Source organism: Lysinibacter sp. HNR (assembly GCF_029760935.1).
GTDB lineage: Bacteria > Actinomycetota > Actinomycetes > Actinomycetales > Microbacteriaceae > HNR.
This window is the reverse complement of sequence record NZ_CP121684.1, coordinates 578,525-597,075: the sequence shown is the minus strand read 5'-3', so window position 1 is coordinate 597,075 and position 18,551 is coordinate 578,525. Positions and strand designations below refer to the sequence as shown.

Genomic DNA, 18,551 nt, shown 5'->3' with positions numbered 1-18,551 from the left:
TTCGTTATATCCCCTTAAAGTGGTACGCCAAAATAGCGTAATACTTGAATAGACAAGCTCCCCCATTTATCGGTTTCCGTAACACTCCCGTTACCATAACCTCAGCCCGCTTGTAAGGCTGGTCAAAAACAGTTGACTCAAATATGATATTCGCAACTACCAGAAAAGTAAAGACAAATGTGCTCTTTTTGCAACACTTAAACGCTTAAGCCCCGCGCAGAAGACACCCGTTCAACCCCGGAAAACCACGGTCAAATACGCCTTTATAACATTCCGTTAAATACTTACCAATTGGAAGGTAATAAGGCATCAGGCATTACCAGGAAAAGCTTCTACCGGCGGCAATCGCTGCGGGAAGGTGGGCACGCCTGCCCACCACACACTCTAGCTCTAGAGCGCCCGACGCACCCTGCTGGTAACCAGGAAGATCACACCTAACCCGAGGAGCACCAACAGGCCAAGCCCGAGAGCATCGTGAGACACTCCCGTTCTCGACAGGGATTGATCATTGGTATTGCGCCCGGCGGAGTGATAGGTGTTCACCACAAGAACCGGCGTGGAACGCGCGGCACTCTGCGCCATATCAGCCTGCACCGCAGCGCCCTTCGCCACAGCGCTCACCACCCCGTCTGCCGGGGAACTTGCCGCTGCGGGTCCGATCAGAGACACAATCACCTTGTCAGCGGTATCGCTCTGATCAGGGGCCTCATCGCTGAGCGAGGTGTGGTTTGTGTCGTCCGCGTCGTACGAGCCAATCTGGTTCACCGTGCACAGGCTTCCCGCGGGCAACCCGCCAACCGTGAGTTGCTCGCCGGGCGCCAGGTAGTGCGAGGCGTTCAGGTCGGTCACGATGGTGGGAACCCCGTTGATCGTGAGTTCGCGAACACAGGATGCCTGAACCTCAAAGAGCTGTGGAACCCGCGGCCCCGCCGCTCCCTCACCCTCGACCCGGTTGTTCAACTCGAGTGCCGCCGGGTTGTAGACGTTCAGCATCTCCACCGTGACGGGTTCCGAACTCAGGAGGGTAACCGTGCGGTCGTCCGCGGCGATATCGGCCCTACCCGAATCGGTCTCCGTGATCACACACTCGGCTCCCGCGGGGAGGCCGGGGAAGATGACGCTCTGGGTGGCGGTTCCCCCGGGGAAGCTCATCCCAAACACACCGCCGTTCGGAACGTCGATCGGGTATCCACCCAGGGTACAGCTCAGGAGGAACCTAAAGTCTCCCATCGCCGTGGTGGCGGAGGGGGTGGTCACATTTTTAATCACGGTAAGATCGGCAGCCGCGTCAAAGGTATTGAGGAAGTCGACCCGGTGTGATCCCGGGGTCAGATCAGAAACGGTGAGTGAGCGCTGTGCGTCGAGCGGGGCACTCGCACCATCAACGGTTGCGGTGACGTCGAGCGCACCGCGAGCATTGGTCTCGGTTGCCTGACACTCGGCTCCCACGGGGAGGTTAGCGATCTGTTCCGTGTCGTTCACCGTGAGTTCGAAGGGACCGTACTCCTCCTCAAACCCACCAAAGGTACAAGATACCGTCACAGTAAAGGTCGCGTCGTCAGGCAGGTGCACCGCAGCCGATCCGGCGGTGGCAACACCGATTGTCAGATCGCTCACCGCAAAGACATTGGTGGCGGTCAGCTGGTTCTGCTGAGCGTCCTCCGCCAGCACGAGGGGCAACTCGGGATCACTCACGTAGGAGTACCCCGTGGCACCGTTACTGATCAAACCGTAGTGCGCGGAGGCGCTTCCACCGGTACTGAGCGGCTGGTAGTTCTCGTCGGTTACCCGACAGGCAGCGCCACGCGGGAGCGATGCGAGAGTCTCGGAGGCCGTATCCTCCACGGAGCGCAGGCCGTCAAAGAGAATGCTTCCCGTGAGAGGGACGGAGTTCCCGGTTACGGGCTGGCAACTGTAGAACACCCGATAGTTTTCGGCGCCCAGGTGCCAGCGGGTTACCTCGGCATCCGTCAGCCCCAGGTTAACGGTGAGCCCCGTGTCGAGCGTTCGGGAACCGGATCGCGGGGACTCCGAGACCGGCATCCACTCGCTCACGGGCGACATCCGACCCGAGAGGGCTGCGGAGTTCCACGAGTTGGTTGCCGCCGTGGAGGTGGCGGGAACGGACATTTGAAACTCCACAACCACGTACTCACCGCCACGCAGCTGTGCGGCATTGCCAAAGACAATATCGGCGCTCAGCGCGCGGGAGTCGTCCCGGGCGGTATCGCCCCAGGAGGCCGTCGCGCAGCCCAGTGTGTCCGGTCCAGCGTAGGCATCGGGGTTGAGGTGACACGCATCCGCCACTGTGGAGTAGCGGAAGGAGTCGTTCGCGAGAGCACCGTCGCCGCGCGCGCCCAGGCTAGTGGCCTCGGTTCCCGTGAGCAGCCGGGGGGAACCCGGTATGAGACTGGGTGTCCACTCGGATCCGCGGGGTGAGTCGAGGACAGTTCCCCGATCGTTCTTTACGGGAAGCTCATCCACAAAGCGCAGGGCACTGACGCTGTTGTTACCCGAGTTTACAAGCTTCAGCCGGTAGGTGAGAACATCACCCGTGGTGGTTTCAACGATGCACGGGTTACGCACCCACACCCCGTCGTCCCATTCCGCCCGGGTAGTCAGGTCGCACTCGGCCCCGTCGGGGGTGGCGGAGAGCAGTTCGCCCTGCTTGAGGTAGGACTCCACACGCACGGAGTCGTTTCGCAGCGAGGTGGCGTTTGCAGTTGAGACGCAGGACGCGCTCACGGAGAACTCATCCCGGCAGATCGACGCGCTGGGGGCGCCCTCGATCCCCGTTCCCATCAGGCGGGCATGATTAACACCCGTTGTTCCCGCGGCTACACCGTCTACCATCTGTAGGGGCACCCGCAGCACAATCCGCTGACCGGGTTTCAGTATCTGATCTTCGGGCCAACTCCAACGCATGGTGGTTCGTGCGCCCTGCTCAAGTGTCATGGTTGGCGTGGTGCTTACACCCGTGGGCGCCGAAACAACTGACCAGTTGAGCAGCGGGTTTGCAGCGTTATAGGTGAGTTCGGGCGGCAAGGTATCAACCGCCATAAGGTTGTAGAGATCACTCGTCGCGTCGGACGAGTTGGCAAGCACCACGTAGAAATTTGCCCACGATCCCGGGTTAGCGAGGGTGGTTGTGGAGCCGGTATTAGTGGCAACATCATATGTTCCCGCATACTTACGCATCAGTGGGCTCGGGGTTCCCGGCAGGACGTACGCGGTTGCTCGATTGGCGATCACCTGGGCGAGCGGAGCCGCAAAGGTTCCCAGGTAAGACGCTCCCGCACCGGTCGTGTCAACCGCCCACTGCGATTGGTTGCTGAGCAGGGAGTCTCCGGGAGAGCGCTGTTCGGGGTTGCTGCGAAGCGTCTCCCTCAGGGAGGTGCCGTAGTAGACATTACCCGATGCGAGCTTAGAGATGCGCGACCTGGTCACTTCGTTTCCCTCGAACTGCACCCGGAAACCGGTCACCTGAGCTAGGGTGTGGGGCCCATCTCCGCTCTGCGGTGGTGTGAGGTAGTACTGGTTCAAAGCCTTCACTCCGTCTGACCACACACCATCTTCCCCGCGGAACCACACGGTGGCACCGGTGGCACCCAGGGGGTACTGCACGTAAAAGAGTCGCAGGTTAAACGCGTCGAAGAGGCTCCCCGGCTCCAGGGAGAATCCGTCGGGGTCTGCGGTGGGCCAGGACTCCCCGTCCAACAGTTCGCTGGGGCTTGCGCTTCTCAGGGCGGACACTCCGGTGTTACCAGTGTTCTGGGTGCTCAGTGTCCAGTCCATCGTGGGAAGTTTGTCACGATAAAGGATGGGGGTGGAAACGGCGCGGATGGAGACGGCAACAGCGCTGTTGAGAACGTCAATCGATACGGTATCCGCCGCATCGTTTTGAGTCTTCACAAGGTTCTGCAGGCGGGTCTCGTAGTCTGCCGAGACCTGAGCTACCTGACTTATCTGAACACCGGGCACCTGATAAGCACCGTCGATGCTGTCTCCGGAGGCCAGGGCCAGGGGTTCTCCCGAGAGGAAATTGTATGAGTATCCGTCTCGCACACGATCTCTCAGCTCCGTTTCAAACACCAATCGCGCCTGAACAGCGGTGGCGCTTGCCTTGATTCCCACGTATTTTCCGTCTTGCTTCCACAGGATCGAGACCCCCACCACCAGTGGGCGCTTATCGATCGGAGGGTTGAGCTCGGACACGGGGGTCGAGACGGGGGCGCGCACAACGTCGCTCGTGCCGTCAGAATAGGTGTAGGTAATTTCGGCATCAACCCTCTTATCTTTTTCAGGGCCGGTTGCGGGTTTATCCTTCATTTCCGGCCAGATCACCTCAGTGATGCCCCTAAAGTTCACAATCGCAAAGGGGTTTTTGCCCGTGTCATCGGCCTCACCAACCCCCACCGCAAGCGAGTCCACCCCTACCGGGAGGCTTCCCCTGGCCTGCCACTGATCCTCGGGGGCCACATCGGCCACGCCCAGGGCCGTTTTATTATTGGCCTCAAGTGAGATACGTGATCGAGTTTGATCCTGTGCCACAACGTAGTCGGTACCATCGCTCGCTCGCCAATCCACCGCGGAGTCTCCCAACAGACGATCCGGGGCATACACCTCGTATCTTGCCGTTGCCGTGTATGAAGACGCCCAGGCGATTCCGTCTTTTGTAGAGAAGACCTGTGAACGGTTGTAGTGGCTTATGCCCTCAAGCGACCCGACCACGGGAGCGCTGGGGTTGCTGAGACGGTGGCTACGCAGTGACACATCAATAACAACGGAAATCGCACCGTATTGCTGAAGCACCGCGTCGGGGTCGCTTCGAGTCACGTCAACCTGAACGTTATACACCTGCGCGGCCTGCTCCGGGGTGAGTTCCGCGGACCAGGTGACCTTACGCTTCACCTTCTGAATGTTCAGGTAGGCTCGGCCCTGCGAATCTTCGATCTCCTCCGCAGTGAGTTGGGTTCCCCCAAGCTCAGTGGGCCCGATTACGGTTCCGGTAGGTCCCACCGGGTTTCCCTCCCGGTCAAAAAGACTGATTGTCATCACCTGGTCGGGACCCACTTTTGCGTCGCGCACGCTGTTGAGCTGGAAAATATCCAGAGATGAACCGGGTACTCCCGTGTCGGTGACACGAACCCCGACGCTATCGTCTCCGTTCGGAACGGCTGCCAAGAGGAAGGCCGTTCTCGGGGATTGTCCCTGCACACCGTTATGCGGGGCATCGGTGTCATAGTGTTTGATGATGGAGGCCGCGTCAAGCAGCAGCAGGTAGAGTGAATCGCTTCCCGTGGCGGTAGCCAGGTTGGTTCCCGTATTGAGCTCGGCGGTGTTTCCTACCGAGTAGAGGCCCGGCGTGTTGGGAGATCCCAGCGTAGTGGGTGACACAATCTCACCGCTTGTCAGGAGCCTGTCGCGAAACTTAACGGTTGTTTCTGAGGGAGTTTCACAGCTCACGTTGATGGGAAAGAGTCCTCCGGAATCGGTGGGAAGCACGGTGTACTCAACACCAACAACCAGGCTCAGATCCTGCCCGGGTACGTAGTCGATCTTGGTGATCGAGGTGGGCGACTCTATCCGGTCAACAACCCACACCATCATTGTTGTGGTGCTTCCCACCGCCGTGCCGCCATCGGTGAGGCAGGCCACAGGCTCATTCGACAGAGCGCTAAACCTGGTGGAGTTAAACGGGTCCTCTCCCAACTTCTCCACGGTGGGTGCTGTCTGGGGGTCGGCAATCGTAAACCCGGGTGAGCCGGAGTCTTCAGTTGCCCTCTCGTGCCGCTCGGTTGAGGCGATCAGTCTAAACCTGTGGTCGCGGAAATCCTGGGGAAAGACGCCAACATGGTAGAGATCACCGGCCTGAGCAACTCCCGTAAGAGGGTAGGAGGTATCATCGCTGCCGTCACCCAGGCGCTTGACCAGGGTTGCACCGTATTGCGGTTTCACAAGGGTCAGAATCGCACCGTTGGTGGACTGAGTTATGACGGCGCCGGTGGAGGCTGTTGCAACAATCTGAACGCTATTGTAAACCGATCTACTTCCCGGGCTGGAGGGGGGAGCAACAATCGCGCTTCCGTTTGCCAGGTGGGTGTTGCGTAGCTGAGACTCAAAAACGATCATTCCCGCACAGGAGTCATCGGCGAGGGCGCATCCACGCGCTATCGCCCCGTCTGGTGCAGCGCTAAAAAGAATGGATACGCTGGCAACCTCGTCCAGACTACGCCCGTCCGCCGCGGTGTCGGGCGTCGCCTCCCCGCGCACAAATTGCTGCGCCGCTCCCTCACGCGGTTCTTGAGCGTAGTTGTACTGCACCGTGGCAGAGACCGCGCCCGCGGGAAATGTCACCCCGGGGGCCGCGGTGAGCGCCTGATAGTTAAAATAGTCACCCTGTGTCACCCCCGCGGTGAGACGGAGAGAGCTCAGCGGAACAACCCCGGTGTTCGAAACCCGCACCGTGCTGGTTGATGCCTCGGCGGAGCCGTAGACGGAAGTATCATCGCTTGAGGCCGTGATCCACGATAGTGAGCCTCCGATGGTGGGAGCCAGGGCCGTAATAGAGACATCGGAGCGCACGGACGTGCTGGCCGTTGCGGGGGATCCCGGTGCCGGATCTTTGACGGTGTTGGTCACCTGGGCGGTCGCCCGCGCCAGGGTGGAGGCGGCGGCGGGAGGAACAATTCGCTCACCCGAGGTGCGGAGGATGTCTCTCAGTTGATACTCGGCGGTGATTTCCACGGTTCGTTGGATCGCTGAGGTGCCGCCGCTCGCGGGAAGACCCTGTACCAAAACACGATAACCCACCGAGTCGGCGGGGGCCTCGATCGTGCGGTCGGGAGCAGATAGCTCGGTCTGGGTGGTAGATCCGTCGGCTTTAATAAACGTGATAACAGCACTCGCCGGATTGTGCTTGAGGGTGATGCCCCTCAGATCAAAAGCTTCAGAAGCAGCAATCGCCCCTCGCGGCATGGCCTCCGAGCTGGGGCTTTCAAAGAGGAGTGTGCTGGGAGCGTTTGCGGTAGCGACTGCCGCCGTGGTGACCGAGGTTGTTTCTCCGTTTCCATCGCTGACGGTACTGCCGGCCCACGCCATCGAGGCGGATGTGAGCGAAGGCTTCTCGTAGAGGCGCAGGGTGACATCGCTCGTTGCGCTCAGCTCACTCGTGTCGGGTTCTTCTCCCGCGATCAGCGTTGCAACATTGCCCTGAACCTGGCCGTTGAGGGAGGCGGGGGTATCGGCGTGCAGGCGCGCGGGAATGTAGACGATTGATGTGGCTGAGAGGTTCTCCCAGGTCAGCGTGACGGTCTTACCCGTTGTTGGGCCTCCCGTGGGTGCAAAGGTGAACTTCACCCCGCTGGGAGGGTTAAAGCTGTCAGCAAGAAACTCGATGTTGGCGGGGAACACACTGGTGAGGGTAGCCGGGCCGCATCCGTCCGGATCCGGGCAGCCCACGCTCGCCAAGTAGGTGAACTGTTGGTCTGCAGTGACCGTTGTGAGGGGAGCACCCGTTGAGGGTTCAATGGCGGCCAGGGAGAAGACCACCGGTGGCCCCTCTGCCGCAGCGGGACTTGCATGAGAAAGACCCATAGTTCCAACCAGGGCAAGAACGGCAGTTACCGATAAAAAGATACGCACTGCCCTATACCGTGTGGATAGCAAGCTAAGCCCCCCAGAATATTATTAATTGATGCTCAATATATATTGATAATAAATGACTTATTTTTGCAAGGATTCCTCTGCCACACAGGCACACGGCAACCCACTATTAGTGAATCTAACGGAAAAAAGCATATTTCTCAAATTAATCATTTAAATATAAAATCTCCAATCACTAACAGCACACACAACCGCAACACACCAAACATTAACCACCGATACCCAATGCCTCCAAACATTAATCACCAGCATCTCTCAACAATCAGCAACCAATATTCCTAAGATTGACGCGAAGTTGACAGGCCATGCGTTTTCCTATTAGTGTTCCCTCAACGCCCTTTATGAATATGAGTTTCATAACTCGACGCACCGTTGCGAGAGGAAACCGTGAGTCCCCCAAAAAACCACGAACGCGAGATGCTGGCCCTGCATCAACGCAACACTGCCGCGTGCATCTCCGTTCTCCGCGATCACACAAGACTCACCCTCAGCCAACTCTCAGAGCTCACCGGTCTCTCACGACCCACCGTCGACATGATCCTCGGCGAACTCATCACCCGTGGCATCGCCCACGAGCATCCCAAACCAGAACACGGCCCCATCCGCACGGGGCGACCCGCCCGTCACTTTTCCTTTGTCGCCCGGGCAGCACACACGGCAAGCGTGGACCTCGGACTCCACCGGATCACGGTTCTGATCAGCGATCTTGCCGGAATCATTGTCTCCTCCCTCACCTACAAAATGACGGCGGACACCCCGGCATACGACCTCTTCCCTCTCGTGGGAGACCTGGTGAGGAAGGCCATTCACCCCCTCGGAATCACCGAAAAACAGCTGGCCTGCGCCGTTATCTCCGTCACCGGCATAGTGGATGAACGTGGCCGCATGATTCAATCGAATCTGCTTCCCGGGTGGAACGGCATAAGCCTCTCGGAGCGTTTTGGTGCACACCTGATCACACCCGTTATCATCGAAAACGACATCAATATGGCGGCCATCGCGGAAGTACACACCGGTTCTGCGAACTCGGCCACCGACGCTGTTTTTGTCATGGTGGGACACCGCATTAACTCGGCGCTCATCCTGGGTGGATCTCTGCACCGCGGTCGACACTACGCAGCGGGAGAGATCGGTGACCTCGCAATTGCGGGCTGGGGTTACACCGGAGAGGGAAAAGACAACACCCCCGAGTCCTACAGCATCGAAGAGATGGAGCACGTTTTTGCCCGGGCCGAGGAAGGAGACCCCGCGGCTCAGCGGCAGATCCGATCATTTGCCTCCAAAATAGTGCGAGGAATCGCGCTTGTGGGACTCGCAGTCGACCCCGATCTGATCGTTATTGGTGGGGGTGTTTCACGCGCGGGAGACCCCCTCATCACGCTGCTCAACGAGGAATTTGCTCGGATCGTGAAAAGAAACTCAGCACCGGCGATAGTGGGCTCCACCCTGGGCGCAAACGGCGTGGCAATCGGTGGGATTATCCGCTCACTTGAGTTTGTTTCGACAGAGATCTACGGCGCGGAGGATCTGCCCGTGCCACGGCTCTCCCTTCCCCTCAAGGACAGCTCCGCCTCAGGTTCCCTCACCGACAATTTTGGTCTAGCGCTTGACCGTTTCATTCACCAAGACGCAGCATTAAGCTCTGGATCAATATCGGATGAGTCACAGGCAGCGTGGCAGGTGGAAGCGCCACATCGCACCGCAACCACAGCAGCATCACAGGAGGCAACATCACGCGCCGCCTCAGCCCCGACAGCGTCTCGGGAACCCGACCTTCGCATAGCAATCGTCGGGTTTGGTATGCGCAGCGGCATCAGCACCTGGGCTCATCAGCCGGGTCAGGGCGCACTCGTCACAGCCGTGGTCGACCCCGACCCTGCCGCCCGTCTCCGCGCGGCGGAACAGTTCGGAGAGAATATCGAGCTTCTGAGCAACCACCTCGACCTGAATCGCACCCTCATCGATGCCGCAATCGTGGTCACGCCGGACGATACCCACCACAGTATTACGGCGCACCTCCTCCAGGCGGGTATTGCCGTTTACCTCGACAAGCCAATCGCCACCACCACGGACGACGCCGATGACCTCCTCGAGATCGCCCACCGCAGCGGCAGCAAACTCTATATCGGCCACAATATGCGCCACATGGCGGTTGTTCGCCTCATGCGAGACATCATTATGCGGGGCGAAATCGGCGCGGTCAAGGCCGTGTGGTGCCGTCATTTTGTCGGCAACGGTGGAGACTATTACTTCAAAGACTGGCACGCGGACCGCAGACGCTCCAATGGCCTGCTCCTGCAAAAGGGGGCGCACGACCTCGACGTTATTCACTGGCTAGCGGATTCCCACACAACAGAGGTTGTGGGTATGGGCGACCTGAGCGTGTACGGAGATATCTCCGACCGCCGCGAGCGCCCGGGAGAACTTATGCGGGACTGGTTCTCGCTGGATAATTGGCCACCGCTCAGCCAGACGGGACTCCATCCGGTTATCGATGTGGAGGATCAATCGATGGTGCTGATGCGCCTCGCATCGGGCGTGCTTGCCAGCTATCAGCAGTGCCACTTTACCCCGGACTACTGGCGTAACTACACCGTAATCGGCACCGAGGGTAGGCTGGAGAATCACGGAGACGGGGGCGGCGGGGACAGCGTGGTACGAGTGTGGAATTCGCGCACCACGTTTAGTCCGGCGGGCAACGTCACCTACCCGGTTGTCGATGATTCCTCGGGGCACGGCGACGCCGACCGCACCACAATGAGGGAATTTATCAATTTTGTGCGATTTGGCCATAAAACCGATACCTCTCCCGTGGGAGCGCGCGATGCCGTAGCCACCGCCGTTGCCGCCACCGAGTCCCTGCGCAACGGTTCTACCCCCCAAAGAATCCGTCCCGTTGACCCGCACCTGGCAGAGTATTTTGCCCTCAACCAGATCACACGGTAGCCGACGCGGGCAAAGGCCGCGTGCTCAACATCCACGAATAGATAGGAAAGAGAAAAAGATGAGACACACTCCCCCCACACGATTTACACGATTGGCGCCGCTGGGTGTGGCGGCGGCGCTTCTCCTCACCGCTTGCTCACCGCAGAGCAGCGATGAGCCCGTGTCCGCAGACACGAGCGCCTCGATAAGCTACGCGGTCTGGGACGAGAACCAGGTTCCCGCACTCAAACAGAACATTGCGGATTTTAATAAGGAGTATCCCAACATTGAGGTCACAATTGATGTGACCCCGTGGTCGCAGTACTGGACAAAGCTACAGACACAGGCGTCGAGCAACACCCTCCCCGATGTTTTCTGGATGAACGGCCCCAATTTTCAGCTCTACGCCGCCAACGACCAATTGGAACCCCTCACGACGCTGATTGAGGGCGGGGAGATTGACCCGAGCAATTATCCCGCGGCTCTGAACTCTCTGTATAGCTACGATGACACCCAATACGGTGTACCCAAAGACTTTGACACGCTTGGTCTCTGGTACAACACCGCCGTTCTTGAAAAGGCGGAGGTTGAGGTTCCCACTGAGGCCTGGACCTGGGAGGACCTTCACACCGCCTCCAAAAAGATCAGCGACACCCTGGGGTCCGAAGGGATTTACGGGATGGCTACCAATATGAAGGGCGGCCAAGAGGGCTACTACAACACCATCCTGCAGAGCGGTGGCGAAATCATCTCGACTGACGGAAAGGAGAGTGGTTATGACTCCCCCGAGGCTATCGCCGGCCTGCAATTCTGGAGGGATCTGATCGCCGATGGCTCAATGCCCTCGCTTCAGCAGCTCTCCGATACCCCCGCCAACGTGTGGTTTACGAGCGGCAAGTCGGGTTTCTTCTACTCCGGAACCTGGAGTGTATCGGAACTTTCGGAGGCCGCAAACACTCGGGATCTGAACGTTGCCCCGCTCCCCCGTGGGGAACGTCAGGCCACCGTTATCCACGGTCTAGCCAATGTCATCTCGGCCAAGAGCACCAACAAGGCGGCGGCGCAAGCCTTTGTCACCTACCTGGGTTCTGAGGCGGCCCAGACGGTCCAGGCCGAAATGGGTGCTGCCAACCCCGCCTTTAACAACACGCAGGAGGCCTTTATCGCGTCGGTTCCCCACTTTAATCTGGGGGTCTTCCTCGACGCGGAAGCTTACTCCTACCCCTATCCCGTATCGAAGAATTCCGCGCAGTGGACCCAGCTTGAGGATGATCTACTCCCCGCGGCCTTCTCGGGAGACAAGCCGGTTGCCGAGGTGGCTAAGGACCTCGCCAACAAAATGAACGAAGCGCTGGCCCAGGAATGACCGCCAGCGCCCACTCGGCACCCAGCGCTCGGGCGGGTAATTCCGCCCGGCGCGGGGGGTCCCGGGGCACCGCAGGCACAATCGTGCGGCGCCAAGGCGGGTTTGGTAGGAGAGGCGAATCCGCCAGACGCGGCGCTTCCCCCACCGACGGTTGGTGGCCATGGCTCTTTGTGCTCCCCACCCTGCTCGGTGTCCTGGCCTTCTATATCTGGCCGCTCTTCCAGACCGGCTACCTGAGCTTCACAAAGACCGGGCCCTTTGGTGGAGAAACCTGGGTGGGAACGGAGAACTACTCCCGCCTGCTCGGTGATGAGAACGTGGGCCTTGCCCTGGTTAACACGGTGGTGTACACCGCAATCGTGCTGCTCGGGATTCCCCTCGCCGTGCTCCTCGCTAGCCTGGTCAACCGCCCGGGCCTCAGGTTTGCCACGTTCTACCGGGTGCTGTTCTTCATGCCCTACATTGCGATGCCCACGGCCGTTGCACTGGTGTGGCGCATGATCTACAACGGCGACTTTGGCATCCTCAACTGGGTGCTCTCGCTCTTGGGAATATCGGGCCCGTACTGGACCTCCACCCCCGGGTTTGCGATCGTTTCGGTAGGAATCGTGGGAATGTGGGCCTCACTCGGGTTTGGCATCATCATCCTGAGCGCAGGACTCAAGAACATCCCACCCGACTTTTATGAGGCTGCCGAGCTCGACGGGGCCTCTCGGTGGCAACGATTCATCTCGATCACGGTGCCGCTTCTCACCCCGAGCATCTTCTTTGTGACGATTATCTCGGTAATCAACGGGTTTCAGCTTTTTGATTTGCTCTACGCCATCATGGGTCAGAGAAACCCAGCCATGCAACAGAGCCAGTCACTCGTCTATATCTTCTATAACCAGGCGTTCATTCATAACAATAGGGGATACGCCGCCGCCATTGCGGTACTCATTCTGTTGGTCATCGGTCTCGTGACCTGGCTCCAGTTCCGCACACAGAAAAAGTGGGTGAACTATGTCTAACCGAGCAAACAACACCTGGATCCACCTCGTGTTGGGGCTTGTGGGTCTTATCATGGTGTTTCCCTTTCTCTGGCAACTTGTCATGTCCCTCTCCACCAACGACCAGGTCATGAGTGCCCCGCCAACCCTCTGGCCGGGCGAACTGCAGTGGGAAAACTACGCCGCCGTGTTCACGAAGATTCCGTTCCTCAGCCAGCTGGGGGTTTCCATCACCATCACGGTGCTGCGGGTGTGCGGACAGGTTATTCTCTGCTGCATGGCGGGATACGCCTTTGCTCGGATGCGCTTTCCCCTCCGCGGCGTTTTGCTGGCAGTGATCCTCTCGATCCTCATGGTTCCCAGCCAGGTGTACCTGATCCCCCAGTTTCAGATCATCCAGAACCTGGGCCTCTTGAATACCGTATGGGGCATCGCGCTCCCCGGATTCTTTAGCGCCTTTGGGGTGTTTCTCATGCGGCAGTTTTTCCTAGGTCTCCCCGTCGAGATTGAGGAGGCCGCGCGGCTTGACGGCGCCAACCCGTTCCAGGTGTTCTGGAAAATCATGCTCCCCCTAGCCGCCCCCGGGGTGAGCGCGCTGGTAATCATCACCGCCCTGTGGTCGTGGAACGATCTGCTCTGGCCGCTTGTTATCACCACCTACGCCGAGAGTATGCCGCTCTCTGCCGGGTTAGCAACACTTCAGGGCAGTGTCTCCACCGACTACACCGTGATGATGGCCGCCAGTGTCATGGCAATGGCACCCATCCTGATCCTGTTTATCGTGCTGCAGCGTCGGGTTATTGACGGCCTGGCATTCAGCGGAACCAAGTAGCGGCGCGGGATGTGTCAGCACGGCAGGCACCCAAAAACAGCGGGCACGCCGAAGCAGCGGGCACGCGGAAACAACACAGACGCAGAAACAGCGGGCACGCGGAGACAGCGGGCACGCGGAAACAACACAGACAACATGAAAGCAGCACAGAGAGGACAACCGTGTCACACTTTCCCCTGAGGGTTGGGCTCATCGGGGCCGGGGGTATCACCCACGCACACCTCCCCGCCTGGCAAGAACTCGGAGCAACAGTAACGGTTTTTGCGCTGGCGGGGGCCGAGACCCTGGCCGAACACTATCCGATTCGGATCGTGGGCTCCGCGCAGGAGCTCTTTGAGCACTCCGACATTGTTGATATCTGCACCCCCACCCCCACGCACCGTGAGTACGCCGAGGCGGCCCTCCTCGCCGGTAAAGACGTGATCTGCGAAAAACCCATTGCCCTCACCCGGGCGGATGCCGACGCCATCGGAGACCTGGCGCGCAGGCTGGGGCGCCGCGTCTACCCCGCGCAGGTGGTGCGCTTCTTCCCCGAGTATGCCCTGGCCAAACAGGCCGTGGACAGCGGTTCGATTGGCCGGATGGCGGTCTCCCGTTTCACCCGAATAGGCGAGTACCCCCATTGGGCACCCTGGTTCAGCGACGAGGCGCTCTCCGGTGGAATCGTGATGGACCAGATGATCCACGATATTGATATCGCCCGGTGGATCTCGGGAGAGGTGTCCCGCGTCTACGCGGTTCGCTCCGCATCACGAGCGGGTGATCGGGTATCCGCCCAGGTCACCCTCACCCACAAAAACGGGGCCCTCAGCTATGTAACGGGCGTCTGGGGCGCCCCGGGAACAACCTTTACCACCGGTTTTTCCCTCGCCGGAACCCTCGGCGTGCTCACCCACGACACCTCGGCCGACAGCTCCGTCGCTCTCAACGCCGGAACCACGGCACCGCAGAGCGGGATGCGGCCCGACACCTCCCTGGTGGAGAGCCCCTACCTCACCGAGCTTCGAGAGTTCGCCGCCGCCTGCACCGGGGGGCCAGAACCCCGCGTTCTGCTTGAGGACGGCGCCCGGGCCGTGGAACTCGCGGAGGCCGCAAACCTTTCGATCAGGCTCAAACGCCCGGTGTCCGTCGCGCCCGGCAAGCCCGCATCCATCGTTCCCGGTAACTCCGGCAAGGAAGAGGAGTAACCCCGTGAGTCACACACGCACAACACCGCTCCGCGTGGGAATCATGTCGTTTGCCCACGTGCACGCCACCTCCTACGCGCGGCTGCTTGCCGACTGGCCCGGCGTGGAGCTTCTGGGCACGGACCCCGACGGTGCGGATGATCGCGGGGCATCATCCGCACCCGCTCATCGCGAGCTGCGGGGACGCGCGCTGGCAACCGAGCTGGGCATCAACTATGTGGATAGCTACCGGGAACTTCTCGATTGGAAGCCCGATGCCGTGATTGTTACCAGCGCAAACTCGCGGCACCGCGAGCTTGTTGAGCAGGCCGCCCTCACGGGTGCGCACGTTCTCTGCGAAAAACCGCTCGCCACCACCCGCGAAGACGCGCTCGCCATGACGGCGGCCTGCCGGAACGCCGGGGTGATTCTCATGACGGCCTACCCCGTGCGATTCTCCCCCGCGTTTGAACAGCTCAAGACCTATGCCGCGGATAATCGCCTGGGCGAACTACTCGCCATGACGGGCACTAACAACGGGCGCATCCCGGTGGGAGACCGGGCCTGGTTTACCGATCCCGAACTCTCGGGCGGCGGCGCCCTGGTGGATCACGTTGTACACGTGGCAGACCTGATAGATGCCCTCACCGGGCTGCGGGCGGTCTCGGTGCACGCCGCCGCCAACCGGATCCTGCACTCCGACAAGCCCGAGGTGCGGGCCGAGACGGGCGGACTCGTCACCATCACCTACGAAAACGGGCTCATCGCCACCATCGACTGCTCGTGGAGCCAACCGGATTACGCCCCCACCTGGGGCGGCCTCACCCTCCAGGTTGTTGGTTCCGAGGGGATTGCCACCATCAACCCCTTTGCCCAGCACGTAGGAGGATTTTCGGAGGCGCAGCGAAGTTCCCTCTTTCTTCCCTACGGGATGGATACCGACCGGCTCATGATCGAAGCTTTCCTCTCGGGGGTGCGCACCGGCACCCAGCCACAACCCGACGCGGCCGTGGGAGTACGTACCCTGGACATCGTGCTTGCCGCTCAGAGATCGGCGGCAACCGGGGAGGTTGTTCAGGTGGCCCAGGATTAAGGTCACTGGGAATCGGGACGTTCAGCACGTAACGAGACGGGTGTTCTAGGCTAGTAGGGTGACCGTAAACACCCCGGAGGCTCCCCACATTCGCCCGCGCCGATTGCGGCAGATCGACGCCATGCGCAGATCCGTTGCCGAGACCCGGCTGCACCCCGCAGACCTGACGCTACCCATTTTTGTGCGCGAGTCCGCCGGCGATCCCGCCGCAGAACAAGACGTTCCCATCGAGGCCATGCCCGGGGTTGTGCAGCACACGCTCGATAGCCTGCGCAAAACGGTTGTCCGGGCAGCCGACTCCGGTATTGGCGGGGTCATGCTCTTTGGGGTGCCCCACACGAGGGACGCCGTGGGCAGCGGAGCCACCGACCCGGGCGGCATCCTCAACGTGGCCACGCGAATCGCTCGAGAAGAGGCGGGAGACACCCTGGTGGTGCAGACCGACCTCTGCCTCGACGAGTTCACCGACCACGGCCACTGCGGTGTTCTTGACGCCCACGGAAACGTAGACAACGACACAACCCTGGAGCGTTACCAGGAGATGGCCATCGCCCAGGCCGAGGCCGGGTCACAGCTTCTTGGCCTCTCGGGGATGATGGACGGCCAGGTTGCCGCGGTGCGCAAAACCCTCGACTCCCACGGTCACAGCGGTGTGGCCATTCTTGCCTACTCCGCCAAGTACGCTTCGGCCCTCTACGGACCGTTTCGCGAGGCGGTGGATTCTCAGCTGGTGGGGCACCGGCGTAGCTACCAGCTTGATCCCGGTAACAGGCGCGAAGGTCTGCGCGAGGCCACCATTGATATTGCCGAGGGTGCCGATATTGTCATGGTCAAACCGGCGCTCAGCTACCTGGACGTGCTCTCCGATGTTGCCGCGGCCAGCACCGTCCCCGTGTGGGCGTACCAGGTTTCGGGAGAATACTCGATGATCGAGGCCGCGGCGGCTCGCGGCTGGATTGAGCGCGAGCGCGCCATCCTCGAATCGATCACCAGCATCACCCGGGCCGGGGCCGACGGCATCCTCACATACTGGGCCACCGAATTAGCCACCTGGATACGCGAGGGACGCACCGCATGACAACACACTCTGCACTCTTTGATCTGAGCCTGCACAACATTCCCGGCGGGGTGAATTCGCCCGTTCGAGCTTTTGGTTCGGTGGGAGGAACCCCAATCTTTATCGATTCGGCGAACGGCCCCTACGTGACGGATGCCGAGGGCAGGCGCTACGTCGACCTGGTTGCGTCCTGGGGTCCGGCGCTCCTGGGGCATGCGCATCCCACCGTTGTGGAGGCCGTGCAGCGGGCCGCCTCGCGCGGTCTTTCCTTTGGCGCCCCCACCGCGGGCGAGGCCGAACTTGCCCAACTGGTGATTGATCGGGTGGAGTGTAACGGGGTTCGACCCGTTGAGCGTCTCCGCCTGGTGTCAACCGGCACGGAGGCCACCATGACGGCCATCCGCCTGGCCCGGGGATTTACCGGCCGCGACCTGCTGGTGAAGTTTGCCGGACACTATCACGGCCACTCCGACGGGTTACTGGCCGCGGCGGGGTCAGGCCTGGCCACGCTTGCCCTGCCCGGGTCCGCCGGGGTCACGGAAGCCACGGCCTCTCAAACCGTTGTTCTTCCCTACAATGATCGGAATGCAATAACCCGGGCTTTTGCCGAGTTCGGGGATCGGATTGCCGCGATTATTACCGAGGCGGTCCCGGCGAATATGGGCATTGTGCCACCGGAGCCCGGGTTTAACACGTTTCTTGCCCGCACGGCGCACGAGAACGGCGCGCTTCTCATCCTCGACGAGGTGCTTACCGGGTTCCGGGTTGGCCCCGCCGGGTGGTGGGGGTTGGAGGCGGCGGAGCATCCGTACGTTCCCGACCTCATCACGTTTGGCAAGGTGATCGGAGGGGGGATGCCGCTGGCCGCCCTGGGCGGCCGCGCCGAGGTCATGAACTTTCTTGCGCCGGTCGGTCCGGTGTATCAGGCGGGTACACTATCGGGTAATCCGTTGGCGGTGGCGGCGGGTATCGCCACGCTCACCCTGGCGGATGCTGAAGCGTATCGCCGAGTGGATCACTCCGCCGCCGTGGTGTCGGAGGCCGCAAGCAAGGCGCTGGGCGCCGCCGGGGTTGCCCACGGGGTACAGCGGGCCGGTAGCCTCTTCAGCTTTGCTTTTGGAGAGCGTTACGCCGACGCACCGCCGCGCAACTACGACGAGGTTCAGGCGCAGGAAACCTGGCGCTACCCACCGTTTTTCCACGCCATGCTGGGCGCCGGGGTTTCTCTTCCCCCCAGCGTGTTTGAGGCGTGGTTCCTCACGGCGGCGCACGATGCCGAGGCGCTCGACGCCGTTCTGGCAGCCCTCCCCGCCGCAGCCCGGGCGGCGGCTGAAGCCCACGCATAGGGGCTTAAATTTCTCTAATCCTATTGAGATTTACTCAAAGTCTTGGATGCGATATAGCTGGTGGTGAACCAAAAAAATCGCAATCAAGATTGAACTACCTGAATACATTAAA

The 18,551-nt window shown here is 60.7% G+C and carries 9 protein-coding genes; 8 read left to right on the top strand and 1 reads right to left on the bottom strand.

Going from position 1 to position 18,551, the window contains the following annotated elements; translation table 11 throughout:
* Positions 1-390 precede the first annotated feature (390 nt).
* Entirely contained in the window at positions 391-7,644 is a 7,254-nt protein-coding gene (locus FrondiHNR_RS02600) for a DUF5979 domain-containing protein (RefSeq protein ID WP_279353688.1), read from the bottom strand.
* A 408-nt stretch (positions 7,645-8,052) separates the two neighbouring features.
* Here FrondiHNR_RS02600 and FrondiHNR_RS02595 point away from each other — a divergent pair, with 408 nt between their 5' ends.
* The 8 genes from FrondiHNR_RS02595 (at position 8,053) to hemL (ending at position 18,439) form a co-directional block, all read left to right on the top strand.
* On the top strand, positions 8,053-10,611 hold the full coding sequence (locus FrondiHNR_RS02595) for an ROK family protein (protein WP_279353687.1): 2,559 nt from the start codon (positions 8,053-8,055) through the stop codon (positions 10,609-10,611).
* A gap of 58 nt (positions 10,612-10,669) precedes the next feature.
* The gene (locus FrondiHNR_RS02590) at positions 10,670-11,956 is read left to right on the top strand and encodes a sugar ABC transporter substrate-binding protein (protein ID WP_279353686.1); all 1,287 of its coding nucleotides are present in this window, start codon (positions 10,670-10,672) and stop codon (positions 11,954-11,956) included.
* On the top strand, positions 11,953-12,966 hold the full coding sequence (locus FrondiHNR_RS02585) for a sugar ABC transporter permease (RefSeq protein ID WP_279353685.1): 1,014 nt from the start codon (positions 11,953-11,955) through the stop codon (positions 12,964-12,966). The genes FrondiHNR_RS02590 and FrondiHNR_RS02585 overlap by 4 nt, the downstream gene beginning before the upstream one ends.
* Positions 12,959-13,777 carry a carbohydrate ABC transporter permease gene (locus tag FrondiHNR_RS02580; RefSeq protein WP_279353684.1) on the top strand — a complete coding sequence of 273 codons (819 nt, stop codon included), beginning with the start codon at positions 12,959-12,961 and terminating at the stop codon, positions 13,775-13,777. Before FrondiHNR_RS02585 ends, FrondiHNR_RS02580 begins: the two co-directional genes overlap by 8 nt.
* 161 nt (positions 13,778-13,938) lie before the next feature.
* Positions 13,939-14,964, top strand: coding sequence for a Gfo/Idh/MocA family oxidoreductase (locus FrondiHNR_RS02575; RefSeq protein ID WP_279353683.1), 1,026 nt, complete (start codon positions 13,939-13,941; stop codon positions 14,962-14,964).
* Between the two features lie 4 nt (positions 14,965-14,968).
* Positions 14,969-16,036: a Gfo/Idh/MocA family oxidoreductase gene (locus FrondiHNR_RS02570; RefSeq protein ID WP_279353682.1), complete on the top strand. Its 1,068-nt coding sequence runs from the start codon at positions 14,969-14,971 to the stop codon at positions 16,034-16,036.
* Positions 16,037-16,094: 58 nt separating this feature from the next.
* Positions 16,095-17,114 carry a porphobilinogen synthase gene (gene hemB, locus FrondiHNR_RS02565; protein WP_279353681.1) on the top strand — a complete coding sequence of 340 codons (1,020 nt, stop codon included), beginning with the start codon at positions 16,095-16,097 and terminating at the stop codon, positions 17,112-17,114.
* A complete protein-coding gene (gene hemL / locus FrondiHNR_RS02560; protein ID WP_279353680.1) occupies positions 17,111-18,439 on the top strand; it encodes a glutamate-1-semialdehyde 2,1-aminomutase in 1,329 nt (442 codons plus the stop codon). Before hemB ends, hemL begins: the two co-directional genes overlap by 4 nt.
* Positions 18,440-18,551 lie beyond the last annotated feature (112 nt).